Origin of the sequence: Bordetella sp. N, from assembly GCF_001433395.1 — a bacterium.
Classification (GTDB): domain Bacteria; phylum Pseudomonadota; class Gammaproteobacteria; order Burkholderiales; family Burkholderiaceae_B; genus Bordetella_C.
This window is the reverse complement of sequence record NZ_CP013111.1, coordinates 4,707,630-4,730,279: the sequence shown is the minus strand read 5'-3', so window position 1 is coordinate 4,730,279 and position 22,650 is coordinate 4,707,630. Positions and strand designations below refer to the sequence as shown.

General features: G+C 66.1%; 18 protein-coding genes. 11 read left to right on the top strand and 7 right to left on the bottom strand.

Translation table 11 applies throughout. The features are described 5' to 3' along the window. Positions 1-37: 37 nt before the first annotated feature. The 7 genes from zapD (at position 38) to ASB57_RS20310 (ending at position 11,201) form a co-directional block, all read left to right on the top strand. Complete coding sequence (gene zapD, locus ASB57_RS20340) at positions 38-790, top strand: cell division protein ZapD (RefSeq protein WP_057653860.1); 753 nt, start codon at positions 38-40, stop codon at positions 788-790. 157 nt (positions 791-947) lie between these two features. Next, positions 948-2,342, top strand: a complete 1,395-nt coding sequence (locus ASB57_RS20335) for an MdtA/MuxA family multidrug efflux RND transporter periplasmic adaptor subunit (protein WP_057653859.1) — start codon at positions 948-950, stop codon at positions 2,340-2,342. After that, positions 2,339-5,452, top strand: coding sequence for an MdtB/MuxB family multidrug efflux RND transporter permease subunit (locus tag ASB57_RS20330; protein ID WP_057653858.1), 3,114 nt, complete (start codon positions 2,339-2,341; stop codon positions 5,450-5,452). The genes ASB57_RS20335 and ASB57_RS20330 overlap by 4 nt, the downstream gene beginning before the upstream one ends. Next, positions 5,449-8,565, top strand: a complete 3,117-nt coding sequence (locus tag ASB57_RS20325) for a multidrug efflux RND transporter permease subunit (protein WP_057653857.1) — start codon at positions 5,449-5,451, stop codon at positions 8,563-8,565. Before ASB57_RS20330 ends, ASB57_RS20325 begins: the two co-directional genes overlap by 4 nt. Before the next feature lie 107 nt (positions 8,566-8,672). Beyond that, a complete protein-coding gene (locus ASB57_RS20320) occupies positions 8,673-10,085 on the top strand; it encodes an efflux transporter outer membrane subunit (RefSeq protein WP_231755482.1) in 1,413 nt (470 codons plus the stop codon). Between the two features lie 137 nt (positions 10,086-10,222). Continuing rightward, the gene (locus ASB57_RS20315) at positions 10,223-10,984 is read left to right on the top strand and encodes a GAF domain-containing protein (protein ID WP_156414219.1); all 762 of its coding nucleotides are present in this window, start codon (positions 10,223-10,225) and stop codon (positions 10,982-10,984) included. 4 nt (positions 10,985-10,988) lie between these two features. Next, a complete protein-coding gene (locus ASB57_RS20310; protein WP_057653855.1) occupies positions 10,989-11,201 on the top strand; it encodes a hypothetical protein in 213 nt (70 codons plus the stop codon). 4 nt (positions 11,202-11,205) lie between these two features. Here ASB57_RS20310 and ASB57_RS20305 read toward each other — a convergent pair whose 3' ends face one another. From ASB57_RS20305 to ASB57_RS20290, 4 genes are all read right to left on the bottom strand, one after another. Next, complete coding sequence (locus ASB57_RS20305) at positions 11,206-12,192, bottom strand: Nudix family hydrolase (protein WP_057653854.1); 987 nt, start codon at positions 12,190-12,192, stop codon at positions 11,206-11,208. Continuing rightward, the gene (locus ASB57_RS20300) at positions 12,185-13,051 is read right to left on the bottom strand and encodes an ATP-binding protein (protein WP_057656302.1); all 867 of its coding nucleotides are present in this window, start codon (positions 13,049-13,051) and stop codon (positions 12,185-12,187) included. Before ASB57_RS20300 ends, ASB57_RS20305 begins: the two co-directional genes overlap by 8 nt. A gap of 14 nt (positions 13,052-13,065) precedes the next feature. After that, complete coding sequence (gene argJ / locus ASB57_RS20295) at positions 13,066-14,292, bottom strand: bifunctional glutamate N-acetyltransferase/amino-acid acetyltransferase ArgJ (protein WP_057653853.1); 1,227 nt, start codon at positions 14,290-14,292, stop codon at positions 13,066-13,068. 129 nt (positions 14,293-14,421) lie between these two features. Continuing rightward, positions 14,422-15,465 (bottom strand): hypothetical protein, encoded by a 1,044-nt coding sequence (locus tag ASB57_RS20290; RefSeq protein WP_057653852.1) that lies wholly within the window; start codon positions 15,463-15,465, stop codon positions 14,422-14,424. Between the two features lie 477 nt (positions 15,466-15,942). Here ASB57_RS20290 and siaA point away from each other — a divergent pair, with 477 nt between their 5' ends. From siaA to siaD, 4 genes are read left to right on the top strand one after another with little or no spacing between them, the layout of a single operon-like run. Further along, positions 15,943-17,874, top strand: coding sequence for a biofilm regulation protein phosphatase SiaA (siaA, locus tag ASB57_RS20285; RefSeq protein WP_369822731.1), 1,932 nt, complete (start codon positions 15,943-15,945; stop codon positions 17,872-17,874). 29 nt (positions 17,875-17,903) lie between these two features. After that, complete coding sequence (siaB, locus tag ASB57_RS20280) at positions 17,904-18,446, top strand: biofilm regulation protein kinase SiaB (protein WP_057653850.1); 543 nt, start codon at positions 17,904-17,906, stop codon at positions 18,444-18,446. Between the two features lie 31 nt (positions 18,447-18,477). After that, positions 18,478-18,852 carry a biofilm regulation phosphoprotein SiaC gene (siaC, locus tag ASB57_RS20275; protein WP_057653849.1) on the top strand — a complete coding sequence of 125 codons (375 nt, stop codon included), beginning with the start codon at positions 18,478-18,480 and terminating at the stop codon, positions 18,850-18,852. After that, entirely contained in the window at positions 18,852-19,646 is a 795-nt protein-coding gene (gene siaD, locus ASB57_RS20270) for a biofilm regulation diguanylate cyclase SiaD (RefSeq protein WP_057653848.1), read from the top strand. Before siaC ends, siaD begins: the two co-directional genes overlap by 1 nt. A 27-nt stretch (positions 19,647-19,673) precedes the next feature. Here siaD and hemL read toward each other — a convergent pair whose 3' ends face one another. The 3 genes from hemL to ASB57_RS20255 form a co-directional block, all read right to left on the bottom strand. Beyond that, on the bottom strand, positions 19,674-20,957 hold the full coding sequence (hemL, locus tag ASB57_RS20265) for a glutamate-1-semialdehyde 2,1-aminomutase (protein WP_057653847.1): 1,284 nt from the start codon (positions 20,955-20,957) through the stop codon (positions 19,674-19,676). A 105-nt stretch (positions 20,958-21,062) separates the two neighbouring features. Then, positions 21,063-21,725 carry a thiamine phosphate synthase gene (thiE, locus tag ASB57_RS20260; protein ID WP_057653846.1) on the bottom strand — a complete coding sequence of 221 codons (663 nt, stop codon included), beginning with the start codon at positions 21,723-21,725 and terminating at the stop codon, positions 21,063-21,065. Further along, a complete protein-coding gene (locus ASB57_RS20255; protein WP_057653845.1) occupies positions 21,725-22,531 on the bottom strand; it encodes a hydroxymethylpyrimidine/phosphomethylpyrimidine kinase in 807 nt (268 codons plus the stop codon). The genes thiE and ASB57_RS20255 overlap by 1 nt, the downstream gene beginning before the upstream one ends. Positions 22,532-22,650: the final 119 nt, after the last annotated feature.

Sequence of the window (22,650 nt, the reverse complement as noted above, 5' to 3'; positions counted from 1 at the left end):
CAGCTCCGGCTGGTTCAATGACGGACCTGTATCGAGCGTGATTCTTTACGAATATCCCTTCAACGAGCGTATCCGGGCCTATCTGCGCCTTGAATACCTCTTCGACCGGTTGTTCTATTTCGCCAAGCCCGGCGACGCCAAGAATCATCAGATCGCTGTCGCGACCATCTTCGATATCCTCGATGCCATCGAGCGTACCGATATCAAGACCTCGGTGCTGCAGGACATGGAGCGTCAGCGGCTGCAACTGGTGGCTTTGCGCGATCATCCGGGCGTGTCGCAGGATGCGCTCGAAGGCATGCTGCGCGAAATGGAAAAAACCACCAGCGCCTTGTCCACGCAGGGCAAGGCCGGCCAGCCTTTGCGGGAAAACGAATGGCTGGTCAGCCTGCGCGGCCGCCTGGCCGTGCCGGGCGGCGCCACCCAGATCGAAATGCCGTCCTACCATGCCTGGCAGAACAAGCCGGAAGACGTGCGCTGCGCCGACCTGCAGAACTGGATCAATCCCCTCAAGCCGCTCAGCGAAGGGGTGACCATAGGCCTGCGCCTGATGCGCGAATCAGGCCGCAAACAGGAAGCGACTGCCGAGCAGGGCGCCTTCCAGCAGATGCTGGGCGGACGCCTGAACCAGCTGCTGCGCGTCTGGGTGGCCGACGATGCCGGCGTTTTCCCTGAGATTAGCGCCAATAAGTACATGATTTGGATCAGGTTTTCCACCCAAGGTGGGGAGGCCAAGCCGCAGCAGGTAAGCCGCGACGTGCCGTTCCAGATGTCACTCTGCAGCACCTGATCGTCCCCGGCAGCACGGGAACAGGCTGGGTTCACACCATTTATCACCTGATTCCTGTTGCGGACGATTTCAAATCACGAGTAGTCGCATATAAAAACCCTGTTGCTTGATGGACAATAGCGGCTCTTTTCGCTGAATAGCCGCCGGATCCCATCAAATGGTTGAACCTATTTCCGCCACCAAGCCCACCCGCACACGTCGTCGTGTGATCGGCTGGACGATCGTTGCCTTGATCGTGGCGGGCATTGCCTGGCTGGTCCTGCGGCCCACCCATCAGGGCGGCAATCGGCAGCGGGGAGGCCAACCGCCGGCGGCCGGTGCCCCCGGAGCGGCCGCGCCAGGCGCGCCAGCCGCCTCTGGCGGGCAAAACGGCCAGGCTGGCCAGGCCGGCGGCAATCGCCCGCGGCCGGGTGGCCGCGCGGGTGGTCCCGGCGGGCCTGGTGGCATGGGCGAGCTGCCGGTGCCGGTGCGCGTTTTCACCGCCGCCACCCAGGACATGGAAATTTCCCTGCCCGCCCTGGGCACGGTCACCGCCTACAACACCGTCACCGTGCGCAGCCGCGTCGACGGCGAACTGGTCAAGGTGAACTTCAAGGAAGGCCAGTATGTAAAGGCCGGCGACGTCCTGGCCCAGGTCGATCCGCGTCCTTACGAGGTGCAACTGGCCCAGGCCCTGGGCACGCAGACCCAGAACCTGGCGCAGCTGGACAACGCCCGCCGCGACCTGGGGCGCTATCAGGCCCTGTTGAAGCAGGAGTCCATCGCCAAGCAGCAGGTCGATACCCAGCTCGCCCTGGTGCGCCAATATGAAGGCACCGCCAAGACCGACCAGGCCAACGTCGATTCCGCCCGTCTGCAGCTGACCTATGCGCGTATCACCGCGCCGCTCACGGGCCGCCTGGGCCTGCGCCAGGTGGACCAGGGCAACCTGGTGTCTTCCGGCGATACCAACGGGCTGGTGGTGATCACCCAGACGCAGCCGATCGCGGTGGTCTTCACCTTGCCCGAAACCCAGTTGCCGGCGGTGCGCGAGCAGTTGCGGTCCGGTCATACGCTGGAAGTCGTGGCCTACGACCGCGGCAATACCAAGCAGCTGTCCGCCGGCGTGCTGGAAACGCTGGACAACCAGATCGACGTCACCACCGGCACGCTCAAGATGAAGGCGCGCTTCGATAATGGCGACGATGCCCTGTTCCCCAATCAGTTCGTCAACATCCGCCTGCGCGTCGAAACCCGCAAGGGCGTGACCGTGATCCCCAACGGCGCCGTGCAGCGCGGCTCCAAGGGACCCTTCGTGTTCGTGGCCCAGCCCGACAACACCGTGGTGGTACGCCAACTCAAGCTGGGTCCCGTCAACAATGACATGGTCGCCATCGACGACGGGCTCAAGCCTGGCGATCGCGTGGTCATCGAAGGTACTGACCGCCTGCGCGCCGGCGCCAAGGTGGACGTGGTCACCGATCCGTCCAGCACCATTCCGGCTTCGCCCGGGGCCGCGCTGGGCGCCGAGCCCGGTGCCAGCACCGCCGTGCCGGCAAGGACCGCGCCGTGAGTCCCTCACGTGTCTTCATCCTGAGGCCGGTGGCCACCACGCTGTTGATGGTGGCCATCCTGATCGCGGGCGTGATCGCCTACCGCTTGTTGCCCGTGGCGGCGCTGCCGGAGGTCGACTATCCCACGATCCAGGTGGTGACGCTGTATCCGGGCGCCAGCCCGGACGTCATGACGTCCCTGGTGACGTCGCCCCTGGAGCGGCAGTTCGGCCAGATGCCCGGGCTGAACCAGATGTCGTCCACCAGCTCTGGCGGCGCGTCGGTGATCACCCTGCAGTTCAGTCTCGATCTATCGCTGGACGTGGCCGAGCAGGAGGTGCAGGCGGCGATCAACGCGGCGTCGAATCTGCTGCCCAGCGATCTGCCGGTGCCGCCCACCTATAACAAGGTCAACCCGGCCGACGCGCCGGTTCTTACGCTGGCGATCACCTCGCCCACCATGCCGCTGCCCCAGGTGCGCGACCTGGTGGAAACGCGCATGGCGCAGAAGCTGTCGCAGGTGCCTGGCGTCGGCCTGGTAAGTATCGCCGGCGGCCAGCGGCCCGCCGTGCGCGTGCGGGTCAATCCGCAAGCCCTGGCGGCCAATGGCCTGTCACTGTCGGACCTGCGCACGGCCATCGTCGGCGCCAACACCAATCAGCCCAAGGGCAATCTGGACGGGCCGGTGCGCTCGACCACCATCAACGCGAATGACCAGCTGAAGTCGCCGACCGACTACAACGACCTGATCATCGCCTATCGCAACAATGCGCCGCTGCGCCTGTCGGACGTGGCGCAGACCATGCAGGGCGCCGAAGACATCCGCCAGGCCGCCTGGGCCGGCGAGAAACCCGCCATCCTGTTGAACGTGCAGCGCCAGCCGGACGCCAATGTGATCGACGTGGTCGACCGCATCCAGGCGCTGATGCCGCAACTGCGCCTGGCCCTGCCGGCCACCCTGGACCTGAGCGTGGTGGCGGACCGTACCCAGACCATCCGCGACTCCATCAGCGACGTGCGCTTCGAACTGCTGCTGTCGATCGCGCTGGTGGTGATGGTGACCTTCGTGTTCCTGCGCAGCGTCACCGCTACCCTGATTCCAAGCGTGGTAGTGCCCCTGTCGCTGGTGGGCACCTTCGGCATCATGTACCTGGCCGGGTTCACGGTGAACAACCTGACCCTGATGGCGCTGACGATCGCCACCGGTTTCGTGGTCGATGATGCGATCGTGATGATCGAGAATATCGCCCGCCATCTGGAAGAAGGCGAAACGCCCCTGCAGGCGGCGCTCAAGGGCGCCGGGCAGATCGGCTTCACCTTGATCTCGCTGACGTTCTCGCTGATCGCGGTGCTGATCCCGCTGCTGTTCATGACGGAGGTGGTGGGGCGCCTGTTCCGCGAATTCGCCATCACGCTGGCGGTGTCCATCCTGATCTCGCTGGTGGTGTCGCTGTCGCTGACGCCGATGATGTGCGCGCGCCTGCTGAAGCCGGAATCCGAAATCCGCCATGGCCGCTTCCACCAGTGGACCGGCGCCATGATCGACAAGCTGATCGCGGGCTACGACCGCATGCTCAAGATCGTGCTGAACCACCAGCCGCTGACCCTGCTGGTGGCGCTGGCGACCTTCGCCCTGACCGCGCTGCTCTACCTGATGGTGCCCAAGGGCTTTTTCCCGCCGCAAGACACGGGCATCATTCAGGCCATCACGCAGGCGCCGCAAAGCATCTCCTTCAAGGCCATGGCCGAGCGCCAGCAGGAAGCCGCCAAGATCATCCTGGCCGATCCGGCGGTCGCCACCTTGTCGTCCTTCATCGGCGTGGACGGCAGCAATGCCACGGTCAGCGCCGGCCGCATGCAGATCGTGCTGAAGTCGCGCGAATCGCGCAGCGATTCCATGGCCGACGTGATCGCGCGCCTGGGCGATTCGCTGGCCGGCATGCAGGGCATGATTACCTATATGCAGCCGGTGCAGGACCTGACCATCGAAGATCGCGTCAGCCGCACGCAGTACCAGATGACGCTGTCCAATCCGGACCTGAAGGTGCTCAGCGAGTGGACGCCCAAAGTGATCGACCGCCTGTCGCGCCTGCCGGAGCTGGCCGATGTCACCGACGACCTGCAGGACGAGGGCTTGCAGACCTACGTCGATATCGATCGCGATGCGGCCTCGCGCCTGGGCATCACGGCGGCGACGATAGACGAGGCCTTGTACGACGCCTTCGGCCAACGCCTGATCTCCACCATCTTCACCCAATCGGCCCAATACCGCGTGGTGCTGGAAGTCATGCCGCAGTTCAGCGGCGGTCCGGACGCCTTGTCGCAGATCCACGTGCCCACGGCCGGCGGCGTGCAGGTGCCGCTGTCCAGCGTCGCGCACATATCCGAAAGCCATACGGTGCTGGCCGTCAATCGGCTGGACCAGTTCCCCATGGTGACCGTGTCCTTCAATCTGGCGCGCGGTGCGTCGCTGTCGGGGGCGGTCAAGGCCATCCAGGCCGCGGAAAAGGACATGGGCATGCCGGCCGGCGTGGAGACCCGCTTCCAGGGCGCGGCGGCGGCGTTCCAGTCGTCCTTGACGAGCACCTTGTGGCTGGTGCTCGCGGCCATCGTCACCATGTATATCGTGCTGGGCGTGCTGTACGAGAGCTTCATCCATCCCGTCACCATCCTGTCGACCCTGCCGTCGGCCGGCGTGGGGGCGTTGCTGGCCTTGCTGCTGACTGGCAACGAGCTGGACATGATAGGCATCATCGGCATCATCCTGCTGATCGGCATCGTCAAGAAAAACGCCATCATGATGATCGACTTCGCCCTGGACGCCGAGCGCAAGCGCGGCATGGCGCCGCGCGAGGCCATCCATGAGGCGGCCCTGCTGCGCTTCCGGCCCATCCTGATGACCACCCTGGCCGCGCTGTTCGGCGCCGTGCCGCTGATGCTGTCGACCGGCACCGGTTCGGAGCTGCGCCAGCCGCTGGGTCTGGTGATGGTGGGGGGCTTGCTGCTGAGCCAGCTGCTGACGCTGTTCACCACGCCGGTCATCTATCTGATGTTCGATCGCATGGGCCAACGCTGGCGCGCGCGCCGCGCGGCCCGCCGGGGCGATGCGGCGGCCGGAGCGCCCCGATGATCCTGTCGGCGCCCTTCATCGTCCGGCCTGTCGCCACCACCTTGCTTGCGCTGGCGGTGGTGCTGGCCGGCGCGCTGTCCTTTTCGCTGCTGCCGGTCGCGCCGCTGCCGCAGGTGGACATCCCCACCATTTCGGTGACGGCGCAGCTGCCGGGCGCCAGCCCGGAGACGATGGCATCCAGCGTGGCGACGCCGCTGGAACGGGCGCTCGGTTCGATCGCCGGGGTGACGGAGATGACCTCCAGCAGCACCCAGGGCTCGACCCGCGTGACCTTGCAGTTCGACCTCAAGCGCGACATCAACGGCGCCGCGCGGGACGTGCAGGCCGCGATCAACGCATCGCGCACCTTGCTGCCCACCAGCCTGAAAAGCAATCCGACCTACCGCAAGGCCAATCCGTCGGACGCGCCTATCATGACGCTGGCGCTGACCTCGCCCACGCACACGCAGGGCGAGCTCTACGATCTCGCGTCCACCATCGTCGCGCAGAAGCTGTCCCAGGTGAGCGGCGTGGGCGACGTGACGGTGGGCGGCAGTTCGCTGCCGGCGGTGCGGGTGGAGCTGCTGCCCGGCGCCCTCAGCAATCAGGGCGTCTCGCTGGACGAGGTGCGCAGCACGCTGTCCAACGCCAATGCCAACCGTCCCAAGGGTTTCGTCGAGAGCGACGACAAGCACTGGGTCATCATGGCCAGCGACCAGCTGAGCAAGGCGGACCAGTACAAGCCGCTGATCGTGGCGTGGAAGAACGGTTCGGCCGTGCGCCTGTCGGACGTGGCCACGGTGACGGATTCCGTGGAAGACCTGTTCCAGACGGGGTTCTTCAACAACGACAAATCCATCCTGCTGATCGTGCGGCGCCAGGCCGATGCCAATATCATCGACGTGGTCGACGCGGTGCGCGCGCAACTGCCGCAGCTGGAAGCGCAGATGCCAGGTAGCGTCGACCTGCGCGTGGCGCAGGATCGCACCCCCAGCATCCGCAGCTCGCTGCACGAGGCGGAGATGACGCTGGTCATCGCCGTGCTGCTGGTGATGATGGTCGTGCTGGTCTTCCTGCGCAGCTGGCGCGCGGCGCTGATTCCCAGCATCGCCGTGCCGGTGTCCCTGGTCGGCACGTTCTCGATCATGTACCTGTGCGGCTATACGCTGAACACCATCTCACTGATGGCGCTGATCGTGGCCACGGGTTTCGTGGTGGACGACGCCATCGTGGTGGTGGAAAACGTCATGCGCCACGTGGAGCGCGGCATGACGCCGATGCGCGCGGCCATGCGCGGCGCGCGCGAAGTGGGCTTCACGGTGCTGTCGATGAGTGTGTCCCTGGTCGCCGTCTTCATCCCCATCCTGTTGATGGGCGGGGTGGTGGGGCGCCTGTTCCGTGAATTCGCCGTGACCCTGTCGGCCTCCATCATGGTGTCGCTGGTGGTGTCCCTTACCTTGACGCCGATGATGTGCGCACGCATGTTGCGCCACGACGCCGACCAGGCGCGGCGGCCGCCCGGGCGGCTGGCGCGCTGGTCCGAGAACGGCTTCAACCGGCTCAGCAAGCTGTACGAGGATACGCTGGCCTGGACCCTGCAGCACAGCCTGTTGATGGTGTTCGTGCTGCTGGTGACCATCAGCCTGAACGTTTATCTGTACGTGCACGTGCCCAAGGGCTTTTTCCCACAGCAGGATACGGGGCAGCTGCTGGGCTTCTTCCGGGTCGATCAGGGCACGTCCTTCCAGGCCACCTTGCCCAAGCTCGAATACATGCGCAAGGTGGTGCAGTCCGATCCCGCGGTGCAGAGCATGACGGGATATGCGGGCGGCCGCGGCGGCAGCAACAGCAGTTTCATGCAGATCCAGCTGAAGCCGCTGGCCGAGCGCGGCGTGTCGTCGGAAGCCGTGATCGACCGGCTGCGTGGCCGCTTGCAGAGCATACCGGGGGCGCGCATGTTCCTGGTGGCGCAGCAGGATATCCGCATCGGCGGGCGCGCCAGCAGCACCGGTTCCTATGACTACGCCCTGATGGCGGGCGACCTGCAGTTGTTGCGCACCTGGATGCCGCGGGTGCAGCAGGCGCTGGCCGGCCTGCCGGAGCTGGTCGACGTCGACACGGACGTCGAGGACAAAGGCCAGCAGGTCGACCTGATCATCGATCGCGAGGCCGCTACCCGGCTGGGTGTCAGCATGTCGGACATCTCGGCCGTGTTGAACAATTCCTTCAGCCAGCGCCAGGTCTCGGTGATGTACGGGCCGTTGAACCAATATCACGTGGTGATGGGCGTGGAGCAGCGCTTCGCGCAAAACGCGGAATCGCTGAAGAAGATCGACGTCATTTCAAGCAGCGGCGCGCGCATTCCCTTTGCGTCCTTCGCCCGCTTCCAGGTGGGCGCCGCGCCCCTGAGCGTGCAGCATCAGGGACTGTTCGTGGCGGACACCATCTCCTTCAGCCTGGCGCCCGGCGTGGCGCTGGGGCAGGCCAGCGCCGCCATCGACGATGCCGTGGCGCGCATCGGCCTGCCGTCCGACCAGATCCAGGCCAGCTTCCAGGGCACGGCGGCGGCCCTGCAACAGACGCTGTCGCAACAACCCTGGCTGATCCTGGCCGCGCTGGTCACGATGTACATCGTGCTGGGCATGCTTTACGAAAGCTTCGTGCATCCCCTGACCATCCTGTCGACCCTGCCGTCGGCCGGCATCGGTGCGCTGCTGGCATTGCTGCTGGTGCGCATGGAGTTTTCCATCATCGCGCTGATCGGGGTGTTCCTGCTGATCGGCATCGTCAAGAAGAACGCCATCATGATGGTCGACTTCGCCCTGGACGCCGAGCGCCGCCATGGCTTGAGTCCGCGTGACGCCATCTTCCAGGCCTGCGTCACCCGCTTCCGGCCCATCCTGATGACGTCGATGGCCGCCATCTTCGGCGCCTTGCCCCTGGTGCTGGCCAGCGGCACCGGCGCCGAGTTCCGCCAACCGCTGGGCGTGACCATCGTCGGCGGCCTGGTGGTCAGCCAGTTGCTTACCCTGTACACCACGCCCGTGATCTACCTGTATCTCGACCGGCTGCGCCATTGGGCGCGGCGGCGCCAGGCGGCTCGCGCCGTGGCACCTACTTCCGATTATTCATGATGCGTCCGTCCATGCTCTCGTCCAACGCGCTTGCGCCTACCCGTGGGGCCTTGCCTTCGCGGTCGCCTCTGCCGGCGCCCCGGCGCCGCCTGCTGCCCGTGCTGGCCATGGTGGCCTTGTCCGGCGCCCTGAGCGCGTGCGCGGTGGGACCGGACTATGTGCGCCCGGCCCAGGACGTGGGCGCCGCGTACAAGGAAGCCCAGGTGGGCGCCGACGGCTGGACGCCGGCCCAGCCCGGCGTCGCGTCGGACAGTGGCTGGTGGCAGGTCTACGGCGACACTACCCTGAACGGCTTGATGGACCGCTTGAATGCGTCCAACCTGGACATTGTCCAGGCCGAAGCCAACTATCGCCAGGCGCAGGCCCTGGTGCGGGGCGCGCGCGCGTCCTTCTTTCCGACGGTAGGCGCCAACGCGGGCGCCTCGCGTGCCGGCAACGGCAGCAGCAGCGGTAGCGGCACGAACTCGGTGAGCAATGCCTATTCCCTGGGCGGCACGGTGACCTGGGAAGCGGACCTGTGGGGTTCCATCCGCCGCAACGTCGAAGCCAGCCAGGCCAGCGCCCAGGCCAGTGGCGCCGATCTGGCCGCCGCGCGCTTGAGCGCGCAGAGCACTTTGGCGCAGGATTATTTCCAGCTGCGCATCCTCGATGAACAGAAGCGCCTGCTGGAGGAAACGGTCGCCGCCTACGAACGGTCGCTGACCCTGACCCAGAACCGCTTCAACGTCGGCGTCGCGGGCAAGGGCGACGTCTCGATCTCGCAAACCCAGCTGGAGAACACGCGCGCCAACCTGGTCGACCTGGAGTGGCAGCGGGGCCAGTACGAGCATGCCATCGCGGTGCTGCTGGGCGTGGCGCCATCCGCGTTCACGCTGCCATTGCAGCCATTCAAGCAGCAGGTGCCGGCGATACCGGTCGGCCTGCCTTCGCAACTGCTGGAGCGGCGGCCGGACGTGGCGGGGGCGGAGCGCCGCACCGCCCAGGCCAATGCGCAGATCGGTGTGGCCGTGGCCGCCTGGTTTCCCGACCTGACCTTGTCGGCGTCGGGCGGCTTTCGCAGCGGCGAGTTCGCGCAGTGGCTGACCGCGCCGGCCCGCTACTGGTCGATCGGGCCCGCGTTGGCGGCGACGCTGTTCGACGGCGGCCTGCGCAATGCGCAGATCGACTCGGCCCGCGCCGCGTATGACGCGCAGGCAGCCGCGTATCGCCAGGTGGTGTTGGGGGCGTTGCGGGAAGTGGAGGACTACCTGATTCAGCTGCGTGTGCTGGCGAATGAGCAGGATGTGCAGCGGCGCGCCCTGGAAGCCGCGCGCCAGTCCTTGACGTACACGCGCAATCAGTACGAACAGGGGTTGATCGACTACCTCAGCGTCGCCACGGTGCAGGCCACGGCCTTGTCGGCCGAACGCAGCGCGATCAGCCTGCTGGGCAACCGCCTGATCGCCAGCGTCCAACTCGCCGCCGCCGTGGGTGGCGGCTGGGACGGCAACGTCCAGCCGAAGCTGGCGGCGGATAAGTGATAAAAGCCGCCGCGCCGCGACTCGGCTGATGGTGGCAAAGTCGTGTCGCGTAGTTTTGCGTATGGCACGCCGCTGCGTCACGGCGGACAATCTCTCCTATGATGTCCGTTCGACGTTCATGCAGGAGGCCATTGCACGTGCGCATCAATCCAATACCCGGCGTGGATCGGCCGCCGATCTGGTACCGGAAGTGGTTTATCGAAGTCGTGGGCACGGTGCCGGTCGTGGGCGCGGCCGTCTTCACCATGGTGCGTTTCTGGCATTCGCCGGAAGACAGGCTGTTCGCCGATCTCGCGATGGGGGTGGTGGTCTGGGTATGTCTCGTGTCCTTGCTCAAGATCCAGATCGCCCGGCGGCAGGACCGTAAAGAGGCTCCCGAGGAAACTCACGACGGCCTGTACGCCGCGGTGTCGGTGGCGCATGCAGCCATCAAAAATCTGATCGAGTCGCAAAGTGAAACGGAGATCGACCTGCGGGCCACTTTCCATCGCGTCGTCCCGCCTTTAGAGAATCCGCAGACGCTGCAGCAGATCATCGCGTACATCGGCGATGGCGATAGTGCCGGCCCGGGGCGGACTTTCTCCATCAATACCGGCATTACCGGCCAGGCGGTCCGCAACAAAGAGCCGTACATAATGGAAAGCGTCGCGGCGACCGAGGCGGAGCATCGCGCGGAACTCGTCGCCGACTGGGGTTACACATCGGCGCAGGCTACGAAGATAAAACCGGGACGCATCACGGCCGCGGCACTTCCCGTACTGGACCGAAGTGGACAGCACGTCCTTGGAGTGCTCTACTTGGACTCAAGCGTTCCGCTCATTTTCAGTGAATCCCAATCGAGGCTGATGCTGGTCGCCATCGGCGATGCCGTCGGTGATTACGTAACGCGGAGGTATTGAACACATGGACACGCAAACCAAAAAGGCGGCTTATCCCAACCGCTACATCGAGCGTGAGGAAATCGTTTCACGTCCGGGCGCGAAGATCATCGTTACGCGCCTGCGCCTGACGCAAGCGGGACGCGACGCGTTGACCACCGGCAGCACAGGTATTACCACCGGCGTGCCGATGAACGACTCGGTCTTCGGCGGCGGCCGTCGCTACGACCCCGCCTGACCTCTTATCGGAACACCGCGCGAATCGCCGCCACCCCATGCGCGCCATGCTCGCGCGCATCGGCCAGCGTCTCCGGCCCCTGGCCGCCGATGGCATAAGCGGGCACACCCGCGTCGGCGATGATGGCTTCGAAACCTTCCCAACCCACACCCGCCTCACCTGGATGACTGGCCGTCGCCGCCACCGGACCGGCGACGATGAAGTCCGCGCCAAGCTCGCGCGCCACCGTCACCTGCGCACGGTCGTGTGTCGACACAGCTACCTTGGCTTGCTGGTGCAAGCCTTCACGCAAGGATTCAGCCTGTCCGGCTGCCAGCACCTGTGCCGCATCGGCCGCGCGTAAATGCACGCCATCCGCCTCGGCCCACCAGGCCCGCGGATGCGCGCTGTTCACCAGCACCTGCGCGCCCGCATCGCGGCAGCGTTGCAAGACGGCTTGCAACGCCGTATGCAGCGACGGCGCGTCCGGCCCGTCAGGCCAGCCCGGTTCGCGGACCTGCACCAGCCGCAGACCGCGGCCAAGCGCCGCATCCAGGCGCTGCAGGAAAGACGGCAGGCCCTCCGGCTGGCCGATATTGCTGATGCCGTAAGTGTCGGGCAGTTGCAGCCAGCGCAGGGGGGGCAAGGTGGCCGGCAGCACATCACCGACGTCCGTGGCCCTTGCGGGATCCACCCATGCCAGCTGCTGGTTCTCGCGCCCGCGCGGCTCGCCTTCCCATTGCGTCACGCGGCAGAACGCCAGGCGCACGGTGGTGTGCGGGTACGCATGCACGTAGGTCACCCAGGGCGTGGCCTCGGTGACCTTGATGCCCAGTTCCTCGTCCAGCTCCCGCGCCAGGGCCTCCAGCACCGTTTCGCCGGGTTCCAGCTTGCCGCCCGGCAATTCCCACCAGCCTGCCCAGGACTTGCCTTCCGGGCGCTGGCCCAGCAGCAATTGGCCGTCACCGCGCAGGATCAGGCCCGCCGCCACATCGAGGATTTTTTCAGACATGCCGTGCCGCCCAGTCACGTGCGAACTGGAATGCCACACGGCCCGAACGCGACCCCCGCTCGATGCTCCACTGCAGCGCTTCCGTGCGCGCCGGCGCGACGTGTTCCTCGGGGCAGCCGAGCTCGCGCAGCCAGTGGTAGACGATGTCCAGGTAATCGTCCTGACGGAAGGGATAGAACGACAGCCACAAGCCGAAGCGCTCGGACAGCGAGATCTTTTCCTCGACGGTTTCGCCGGGATGGATTTCGCCATCGGGTTGATGCTTGGCCTGCAGGTTCTCGCTCATGTACTCGGGCATGAGGTGGCGGCGATTGGACGTGGCGTAGATCAGCACGTTGTCGCCCGACGCGGCGACCGATCCGTCCAGCACCGACTTCAGCGCCTTGTAGCCCGCTTCGCCTTCCTCGAAAGACAGGTCGTCGCAGAAAACGATGAAGCGTTCCGGCCGTTCGCCGACCAATTCGACGATATCGGCCAGGTCGCCCAGGTCGGATTTGTCGACCTCGATCAGGCGCAGGCCCTGGTCGCCATAGGCAGCCAGCATGGCCTTCACCAGCGAACTCTTGCCGGTGCCGCGGGCGCCGGTCATCAGCACGTTGTTGGCCGGCTTCTTGTCGAGGAAGTGGCGCGTGTTGCGATCGATGATGTCCTTCTGCCGCTCGATATGCTGCAGGTCGCCCATATCGATGCGGGCGACGTGGCGCACCGCGTCCAGCCAGCCGCGCGAACCGCGCCGGCGCCAGCGGAAGGCACGGGCCGACCAATCGATGTCCGGCGGCGCCGGCGGCAGGTAGGCTTCCAGTTGCGCCAGCACGCGTTCGGCGCGGGAGATCAGCGTGGTGAAATCGTTGACGGTCACTTCGCTGCCCTGGATCAAGACCGATAGTCGGCGTTGATGGTCACGTACTCATGCGAGAAGTCGCAGGTGTACACCGTGTCCGTCACCTTGCCGCGGCCCAGGGCGATGCGCACCAGGATTTCGGCTTGCTTCATCACACGCTGGCCGTCTTCCTCGCGGTACTCGGGGTTGCGGCCGCCCGCCTTGGCGACCAGGACGTCGTCCAGCCACAGGTTCAGCTTGCTGACGTCGAGGTCGTCGATGCCGGCATAGCCGATCGCCGCCAGGATGCGGCCCAGGTTTGGGTCGGACGCATAGAAAGCGGTCTTGACCAGCGGCGAATGCGCCACGGCGTAAGCCACTTTCAGGGCCTCGTCGGTGGTGCCGGCTTCTTCCACGCGGATGGTCATGAACTTGGTGGCGCCTTCGGCGTCACGCACGATCTTCTGCGCCAGTTCCGCGGCGGCGGCGGCCAGGGCCTGATGCAGCTCGGCATAGGCGGCATCGCTGGTGCTGTTGACCTGCAGGCCCGACTGGCCGCTGGCCATGATGATGAAGGAGTCGTTGGTGGAGGTGTCGCCGTCGACCGTGATGCGGTTGAAGGACACGTCGGCGATTTCGCGCGCCATCTGCTTCAGCAGTGCGGGGGCGATGCCGGCGTCGGTCGCCAGGAAGCCGAGCATGGTCGCCATGTTCGGCCGGATCATGCCGGCGCCCTTGCTGATGCCGGTGAACGTGACGGTCTTGCCACCGATCTGGCGGCGCACCGACGCCACCTTGGGCAGCGTGTCGGTGGTCATGATGCCGTGGGCGGCGCTGAACCAGTTGTTGGCGCCCAGGTTGGCGAGGGCGGCGGGCAGGCCGGCGACCACGCGGTCGACGGGCAGCGGCTCCAGGATGACGCCGGTGGAGAAGGGCAGGATCTGGTCGGCTTGCACGTCCAGCAGCTTGGCCAGCGCCACGCAGGTGTCGTTGCAGCGTTGCAGGCCATCGGCGCCGGTGCCGGCGTTGGCATTGCCGGTGTTGATCACCAGGGCGGCGATCTGCTTGCCGCCCGCAAGATGGGCTTCGCAGACCTGCACCGGCGCCGCGCGGAAGCGGTTGCGGGTGAAGACACCCGCCACGCTGGTGCCCGGCGCCAGGCGGAATACCGTCAGATCACGTCGCCCAGCCTTGCGGATGCCAGCTTCGGCGATGCCGATTTCAATGCCAGGCACGGGGAAAATGTCGGATTCCGGGGGGATTTGCAGGTTGACGGCCATGTCGCTAGTCTCGAGTTGGCGGGCCGCGCGGGGCGGTCCGGCTGTCACAGGGAAACGCCTATTATCCCAGTGTTTTGCGACGAGCATCGTCGCGGGCTACGCCCCGGGCATCGCGCCGCGCGCGGCGCTTCAAGGAGTCGGGCTGATCGACGCGAAATCCAGCACGCCGGCGGCGCGGTTGCTGAGCACGGAGCGCACCGTGCCGTCCGGCGCCTGCAGCACGGAATTGCCGGCGGCCACGTCCTGGCCGCCTTCGCGCCTGGCCGAGCGGCCGCGGGAAGGGCTGAAGACCAGATCGCCGGGTAGCGCACCGGTCAAGGTGGCGGCTGCCGTCGCCACGCGGGTCCCCGGCGGATAAGTCATGGGCCCCAGGGTGAGGGGCTGCGCCAGGGCGCCTTCGAAAGAGAGCAGTCGGTGCTTCGGGTCCAGCCGCAATTCGACCTTGATCAGGGGCAGGTTCTGGACGCGCATGGCTTCGCTGCCATCCGTGCGCAACAGCCAGCCCTCGGCCAGGCGCGGATCGCCGGCGGGGGCGGCGCCGGACCGCAGGCTGGCCCAGGTGCCTTCGGGTATGGCCTGTTTGTCGATCTGGTTGCCGGCCGCCAGGTGGCAACTGCTGAAACGCAGGCGGCCGTCCGCGGTGGACATGCGGAACTCCACCAGATGGCCGCGGCTGCAGCGCCAGCCGCCGATTTCCTGGTCGGTATCGATGGTGGCGGACGCCCCGGTGACCGTGACCGCCGCGCCGGTGCCGCGCACATAGCGGCGCAATTGCTGAATCCGCGCGCCGTCCATGTCCACGGGGGCAGGGAAGCGGGCCTGCTCGAAGCTGGCCAGTTCGTCCGGCGTTTTCAGCAGCAGGCGGGTCTTGGCGGGCATGGCGATGCCGCCCAGTTCCACCCCATGGTCCAGCACCACCGTGCGGCGCGCTTCCTCCGCCGCGGCGGCGCGTGTCGCCAACCAGCGCTGGGCCTGCCCGGCAGGGAAGATGGCCCCCACCAGGGCCAGGATGCCCATGGCGATCAGGCTCTTACGGGGATGCTCGCGGACCCGCAGGCGCGCGGCCGGGGTCGTACAGAGGATGGCGATCCAGGTCAGCAGGGTGGCAAGACATATCAGCGATGCCACCAGCATCGGATAAAAGTTGCCGCCGGGCAGCGCGACCGGAATCATCGGGAGGGGCGAAAAGTCAGTTGAGTGAACGGTCCGCGACGCAAGCGGAGGATGTACAGCAGTGTAAGCGTTCCGGGCATCGAGCAGGGGCCCTGGCGCACCTGGCATCGCTACAGTACCGGCAGCCAGTCCTGAAATACAAAAGTTTCATTTTGAAATACCAAAACTGTTGTGAACTTGCCGCGACAGGTCCTGTGAAGTTTGATCTGACGCAGCATTTTGCCCGTATTTCAAGTGGTATTTCAGCCGGGGGCCTTCTACACTATGGCCTTTTATGACAATGTGTGTGTGCGCAATTAACACCGGCCGCCGCATGGATTGTCAAATGCATGACATTCGAGCCAGATTATGTAACTGGCGCTACGGTAGCGCGATTGGGGCGGCTGTGTTCCCCCAGGCGGTGCGGGGGGATTTTCCACAATGGCGAAGTTGGGGTTGCGAGCAAAGTCCTTGTTCGCACTGGTATTGGCATGTCTTTTGGCGCTCATTCCCACGGTGTTCCTGGGCTGGCATGCCATGGAGCAGGTGCGCGAGCACTTCGGGCGCGCCTATGCGGACAATTTCGCCCTGCTGAGCCGTCAGCGCATCCTGGCGCCGGTGTCCCGTGAGCTGGCCCTGTCCAGCCGCCTGGCGCACTCCGAGGTGACGCGCCAGTGGCTGCAGGATGAAGCCGATCCCGCCAAGCGCGCGATGTTCTTCCGCGAGGCCGAAGGGTACCGGCACGATCTGCGTTCCCACGCCTATTTCCTGATCGTCGCCAACAGCGGCAACTATTACTTCAATGACGACGAAAAGGCGTTTTCGGACCAGCCGCGCTACCGGCTGAATCCCCAGGACCCCAATGACAGCTGGTTCTACAGCAGCGTCAAGTCCGACGCCGAGTACAACATCAACGTCAACCCGGACGCCAAGCTGCATGTCACGCGCGTCTGGTTCAACGTCATCGTGCGCGAGGCCGGCAAGCCGGTGGCCATCACGGGCGCCAGCCTGGATCTGAGCGATTTCCTGCGGGAATTCGTCGGCAGTGGCGAACCTGGCGTCACGCCCATGATCATCGATGCCCAGGGCGCCATCCAGGCCCATCCCGATCCCGCCCGCATCGCGTACAACTCGGGCACTACCGACGCCAACGAAAACGCCAAGATCTACAGCATGATCGGCGACGCGGCCGGCAAGACCGCCTTGCAGCAGGCCATGGAAGCCGCGCGCGCGCAGCCGGCTCAGGCGCATACGCTGTGGCTGCGCCTGCAGGGCGCGCGCCAGCTGGTGTCCGTGGCCTATGTGCCGGAACTGCACTGGTACGTTCTGGGCGCGGTGGACCTGCATGCGGCCCGTGTCGTGGACATGACCTGGGTCTGGCCCGCGCTGGTGGCCTTGCTGCTGCTGGTGGGCGGCCTGCTGCTGGCCTTCGGCCTGGCGGTCAACCGGCTGGTGCTGCGGCCCATCCGCAATCTGCAGCAGTCGGCCCGGGCCATCGCCGACGGCCGCTACGACGTGACCCTGCCGGTGGGCGGCGCCGATGAAGTGGGCGACCTCAGCCGCGCGTTTGGCGTCATGGCGGCCAAGGTGCGCAGCCACACGGCCGAACTGGAAAACAAAGTGCGCGAGCGCACGGTCGAGCTGGAGGCCGCCAACCGGGCGATGGCCGCCGTCAACAAGAAGCTGGGCGATTCCATCGACTATGCCAGCCTGATCCAGCAGGCCATCCTGCCCGATCGCCAGATGGCGCAGTCGCTGGGCTTGCGCCACTTCGTGATGTGGAAGCCGCGCGACGTCGTGGGCGGCGATTTCTACGTTTACCGTGCCGACGGCGACAATTTCCTGCTGGGCGTGATGGATTGCGCCGGCCACGGCGTTCCCGGCGCGCTGATGACAATGCTGGTGCGCGCCGCCGTCGACGTGGCGCTGGCCGAAGCGGGCCCGGCCGATCCGGCCGCCGTACTGACCCGTACCGACGCCGCCATCCGCGCCATGCTGCGCGATGCTCAGTTCCCCGACACCGTGGCCACCAACACCGATGCCGGTCTGGTTTATATTGACCGCTCGCAAGGCCGGCTGCTATTCGCCGGCGCCAAGATTTCGCTGTATGAAAGCAATGGCGATGCCTGCCGCGAACACAAGGGTGCCCGCCGGGCCCTGGGTGACAAGCGGCAGGGTGAGTACGCCAATATCGAATTGCCTTTGGCGCAAGGCTCCAGCTTTTACATGACCACCGATGGTTTCCTCGATCAGGCGGGGGGCGAGCTGGGATATGGTTTCGGCGGCACGCGCTTCGCGGAAATGCTGCGGCAGAATGCCCGCCTGCCCCTGGCCGCGCAGTGCGACGCTTTCGAGCAGGCGCTGGCGCAGTATCGCGGTGATCTGCCGCAACGCGATGACATTACGATATTGTCTTTCCGGTTCGAATAACGCATAACTTCAGTCACGGATCTTCTTTTATGAATGCCTCGGACCTTTACGCGCTGCGCGAGCGATTCAACCAGGACCGCACCCTGTTGTGTTTCAACGGGCCGATTTCGCGCAGCCTGATCGAGGAAATCGGCAACGCGCTGAAGAACTACCTCGAAATCGACCAGGCCCGGCCGGCGGAAGCCATGGACGTCTTCTCGGCGTACATCGAGATGACGCAGAACATCCGCAATTACGCCATCAACAACGGTTACGTCGACGGTGACGCGGCCGCCACCGTCGTCATCGCCCGCGATCCCGAAGGCCGCTATACGGTGACGGTGGGCAACCGTGTGGAGCTGGCGGACGGCGAGCGCCTGGTGCGTCGCATCGAGGAACTTGCCACCATGGACAAGGCCCAGTTGAAAGCCGTCTACAAGACCCAGTTACGCCAGCCGCGCGATCCGTCCGCCGCCACCGGTGCCGGGCTCGGCCTGATCGATCTGGCGCGGCGGGCGACCGCCGGCATCGAGGCCACCATGAGCCCGCATGGCGACGGCCGCGGCTTTTTCAGCCTGAGCGTTGTCATCTGATCCGTACCGGCTACTCTCAAAGACTACCCACATGAATGATCTGAATATCCCTGCCACGCAGTCGACGCCAGCCATCGAGTCGGACGCTTCCCGCGGTGTGCTGGTGTTGCGTGGCGACTCCTACCCGGAGAACTCGTTCGAGCTGTTCGGCCCCGTCATCAAATGGGTCGACGATTACCTTGCCAACAGCCAGGCGCCGTTGGCCTTGTCGCTCGAACTGCAATATCTGAACACCAGCAGCGTCAAGGCCGTCATGGACATCTTCGACCTGCTCGAAGCGGCCCATGCCGATGAGCGGCAGGTGTCGGTCGTCTGGTTCTACGACGCGCGCAACGAACGCGTGGGCGAACTGGCCGAAGAGTTCAAGGAAGACTGCACCTTCCCCTTCGAAGTCGTAAGCCGGTGATGAAGAAACGCTACCAGGATCTCGAACGACGGATCCAGATCCTGCTGGCCGATCCGGGCTACGAGGAGCATCCGTTGCGCGAGGCCCTGGCCGATCTCTGGCAGCATACGAACGACCAGCTCGACCGGCTCGAGCGCATTTCGTATTTGTCCGACGCCTTCCAGTCGATGGCGCGCCAGCGCGAGCGCGGCCTGGTCGACCGCTATGACCGGGAGCTGCGCCGCCTGGCCAAGATCGTGCGGATTTCGGACGGCTACCAGGAGCTCATGCGCGACATCAATGTGTCGCTGAAAGAGTCCTCCAGCCGCGATCCGCTGACCAATCTGCTGAATCGGCGCGCGTTGATGGAGCGCCTGAAGGACCTGGCCGACCCGACCCCCGAGCATGCCGGCGGTTTCGTGGTGGCCATGCTGGATGTCGATCATTTCAAACGCATCAATGACCGCTATGGCCATGAAGCGGGCGACCGCGCGCTGATCGTGCTGGCGGACATCATGCGCGCCAGCGTGCGCGATACCGACGACGTGGCGCGCTGGGGCGGTGAAGAATTCCTGTTGCTGCTGCCGGGCGTGAAGCTCAGCGAGGGCGAGGCCATCATCGACCGCATGCTGCATGCGGTGCGCTGCAAGACCCTGGAAATGGACGGCGAAGCGCTGACCCTGACGGTCAGCGTGGGCATGGCGCGCTACCAGCAGGGTGAAAGCATTTCCACCCTGCTGAGCCGGGCCGACCGTGCGCTGTACCTGGCCAAGCAGGCCGGGCGCGACCGTGTCGCGCTTGAAACCGAAGCCTAGTCCCTACAAAGCCGGGTCCTTACAGGACTAGCCCTTCATTTCCCGGAACACTGCTTCGGCGATGTCCAGCGTCTCGCCGATGACCGCGTCATCGTGAGTGGCCGACACGAAGCCCGCTTCGAACGCCGACGGCGCGAAGTGGACGCCGCGGTCCAGCATGGCGTGGAAGAAGTGCTTGAAGGCGTCGACATCGGCGGCCGACACTTCGGCCAGTGACGTCGGCACCTCGGCCGAGAAGTAGAGCCCGAACATCCCGCCGATGGCATCCGCGCTGAAGGTCAGGCCGGCCGCGCGGGCGCGCTGTTGCAGGCCATCCGCCAATTTGCGCGTTTGCGTGGCCAGGTGTTCATAGAAGCCCGGCGCGGCGATGAGCCGCATCGTCGCCAGGCCCGCCGCCACCGCCACCGGATTGCCGGACAAGGTGCCGGCCTGGTACACGCCACCCAGGGGCGCGATGTGCCGCATGACCTCGGCGCTGCCGCCGAAGGCGCCGACAGGCATGCCGCCGCCGATCACCTTGGCCAGGGTGGTGATATCGGGCTTGATGCCGGTCAGGCCTTGCACGCCTTGCGGGCCGACGCGGAAACCGGTCATCACTTCATCGAAAATCAGCAGGGCGCCGCGGCGGGTGCAGATCTCGCGCAAGCCTTCCAGGAAGCCGGCGCGCGGCTTCACCAGGTTCATGTTGCCGGCGACCGGCTCGACGATGATGCAGGCGATGTCATCGCCGTATTGGTCGAACGCGGCTTCGACGCCGGCCAGATCGTTGTAGTCCAGCACCACGGTGTGTTCGACGAATTCCGCCGGCACACCGGCCGACGTGGGATTGCCGAACGTCAGCAGGCCGGAGCCGGCCTTGACCAGCAGGCTGTCGGCATGGCCGTGATAGCAGCCTTCGAACTTGATGATCTTCTTGCGTCCGGTAGCGCCGCGCGCCAGGCGGATGGCCGTCATGGTGGCTTCGGTGCCCGAGCTGACCAGGCGCACCTGTTCCAGCGAGGGCAGGCGCTGGATCAGCAGTTCGGCCAATTCGATTTCGGCTTCGGTGGGCGCGCCGAAGGACAAGCCATGGACCGCGGCTTCCTGCACGGCTCGCACCACTTCCGGATGCGCGTGACCCAGGATCGCCGGGCCCCAGGAGCCCACGTAGTCGATGTAGCGCTTGCCTTCCGCGTCCCAGACATAGGGGCCGACGGCGCGGGCGATGAAGCGCGGCGTGCCGCCGACGGAGCGAAAGGCGCGAACTGGCGAATTGACGCCGCCTGGAATGCTGCGGGAGGCGCGTTCAAAAAGCTCGACGTTGGTGGGCATGGCGATGATTCTCACTAAAAACGGCGCGGTTGGCGGCTGAGGCAGCGGCGTTCCGCGCATATACGGCCGAAGGGCAGGGCCGGCAACCGGCCCCGGGCCCGTCCTCTAGGGACGCGGCTTGCCCTTCGGCAGGAAGGGCTGGGCATAGGCCGCCGCGGTGTGCGCGACGTCCGCCGCCTCGAACAGGCCGCTGACCGCCGCGATGGCATCGGCGCCGGCCTGTGCCACCAGCGGCGCGTTGTCCGGCGTGATGCCGCCGATGGCGACCACGGCCGGGCGGGGCGCGGGCAGATCTTCGGTCAAGGCGCGCGCTTCGGTCAGCAAGGCCAACGGCGCGCGCACGGCCTGGGGCTTGGTCGGGGAGGGGAAGACGGCGCCGAAAGCGATGTAGTCGGCGCCGGCGGCCAGCAGGTCGCGGCCGCGCTGAATGTCGTTGTAGCAGGACGCGCCGATGATCAGGTCCGGCGCCTGGGCCCGCACGTGGGCGACGGCGGCGTCATCGCGGCCGACGTGGACCCCGTCGGCGCCGGCTTCCAACGCCAGTTCCCAGTGATCGTTGATCAGGAACACCACCCCCAGTTCACGGCACAAGGGCGCCAGGGCCAGCGCCTGTTCCCGCCGCTGGGCGGCGGGGATGTCCTTGCGTCGCAGTTGCAGGGAGCGCATGCCGCCGGCGGCGGCTTGCTGCACCGCTCGCAGCAGGCGCGCGGTGTCATCCCATTCCGGCGTCACGCCGTACAGGCCACTGGGAAAACGTTGGGGTTTCATCAGGGGAGCATCCGGTTGGCGATGCGGCGGCCCATGCCGGGCAGGAAACTGGCGGCGACGGAGGCATCGGCCAGCGCCAGGGATTTTTCCACGGCGTCGGGCACGTCCATGCCCTGCGCCAGGCAGGCCGCCAAGGTCGTGGCCAGCAGGCCGCCGCTGTCGCTGTTGCGATCGGGGGGCGCCTGCCAGGGCCAGTTGGTGGTGGCGCCTTCCGGCCCCACCAGCAGGTTGACGGCATGGCCGGGCCGCAGCGGGGCGCCCAAAGCGAGTACCCACTTAGCGCCCGCGCCAACCATGGCGTGGGCCGCGGAAGTGGCTTCACCGATTTCCAGGGTGCCGTCGCTGAGCCATTGGGCCAGCCGGGAGTGCTCCACGACCACCACGTCGGCCTGCGGCAGCAGCAGTTCCAGAGTGGCGGCCAGCAGGTCGTCGGCGTCATCCTGGGCGGCGACGTCGGTCAGCACCGGGGTGCGATGGCCAAGGTGCAGAACCAGGGGGACCTGGCTGTAGTCGGCGGCGATCTGCGCCACCGCGCTGGCGCATTCGGCGGTGTAGAGGCCGCCCACCTTGATGGCCTGCACCGGCATGTCCTCCAACAGGCAACGCGCCTGGTCGTCGAGCAATTCCGGCGAAATGGGGTGGACTTCCTCCATCACGGCGGTGTCCTGCACGGTAATGGCGGTAATCGCCGCCAGACCGTGGCAACCCATGCGGGCGCAGGTCACGGCATCAGCGGGCAAGCCGTCGGATCCCGTGGGATCGGCGGGGCCAAATATAAGAACGATGGGAGGAGTCGCGGCGGCCACGTGTACGGCGGATCAAGAAGACAGGTCTGATTTTTTGTGCTGAGTCAGACTACTGCCTATTGGGTTTCGGTAAGATCGACCCCATTCTAATGGATGGCGCCGTCCTCGTTGCCGATGCC

Excerpts from the sequence above, each read along its gene's own strand:
- ASB57_RS20335 (WP_057653859.1), top strand. The coding sequence starts at position 948 with ATGGTTGAACCTATTTCCGCCACCAAGCCCACCCGCACACGTCGTCGT.
- ASB57_RS20325 (WP_057653857.1), top strand. The coding sequence starts at position 5,449 with ATGATCCTGTCGGCGCCCTTCATCGTCCGGCCTGTCGCCACCACCTTG.
- ASB57_RS20320 (WP_231755482.1), top strand. The coding sequence starts at position 8,673 with ATGGTGGCCTTGTCCGGCGCCCTGAGCGCGTGCGCGGTGGGACCGGAC.
- ASB57_RS20310 (WP_057653855.1), top strand. The coding sequence starts at position 10,989 with ATGGACACGCAAACCAAAAAGGCGGCTTATCCCAACCGCTACATCGAG.
- ASB57_RS20305 (WP_057653854.1), bottom strand. The coding sequence starts at position 12,192 with ATGTCTGAAAAAATCCTCGATGTGGCGGCGGGCCTGATCCTGCGCGGT.
- argJ (WP_057653853.1), bottom strand. The coding sequence starts at position 14,292 with ATGGCCGTCAACCTGCAAATCCCCCCGGAATCCGACATTTTCCCCGTG.
- ASB57_RS20290 (WP_057653852.1), bottom strand. The coding sequence starts at position 15,465 with ATGATTCCGGTCGCGCTGCCCGGCGGCAACTTTTATCCGATGCTGGTG.
- siaB (WP_057653850.1), top strand. The coding sequence starts at position 17,904 with ATGAATGCCTCGGACCTTTACGCGCTGCGCGAGCGATTCAACCAGGAC.
- siaC (WP_057653849.1), top strand. The coding sequence starts at position 18,478 with ATGAATGATCTGAATATCCCTGCCACGCAGTCGACGCCAGCCATCGAG.
- siaD (WP_057653848.1), top strand. The coding sequence starts at position 18,852 with ATGAAGAAACGCTACCAGGATCTCGAACGACGGATCCAGATCCTGCTG.
- hemL (WP_057653847.1), bottom strand. The coding sequence starts at position 20,957 with ATGCCCACCAACGTCGAGCTTTTTGAACGCGCCTCCCGCAGCATTCCA.
- thiE (WP_057653846.1), bottom strand. The coding sequence starts at position 21,725 with ATGAAACCCCAACGTTTTCCCAGTGGCCTGTACGGCGTGACGCCGGAA.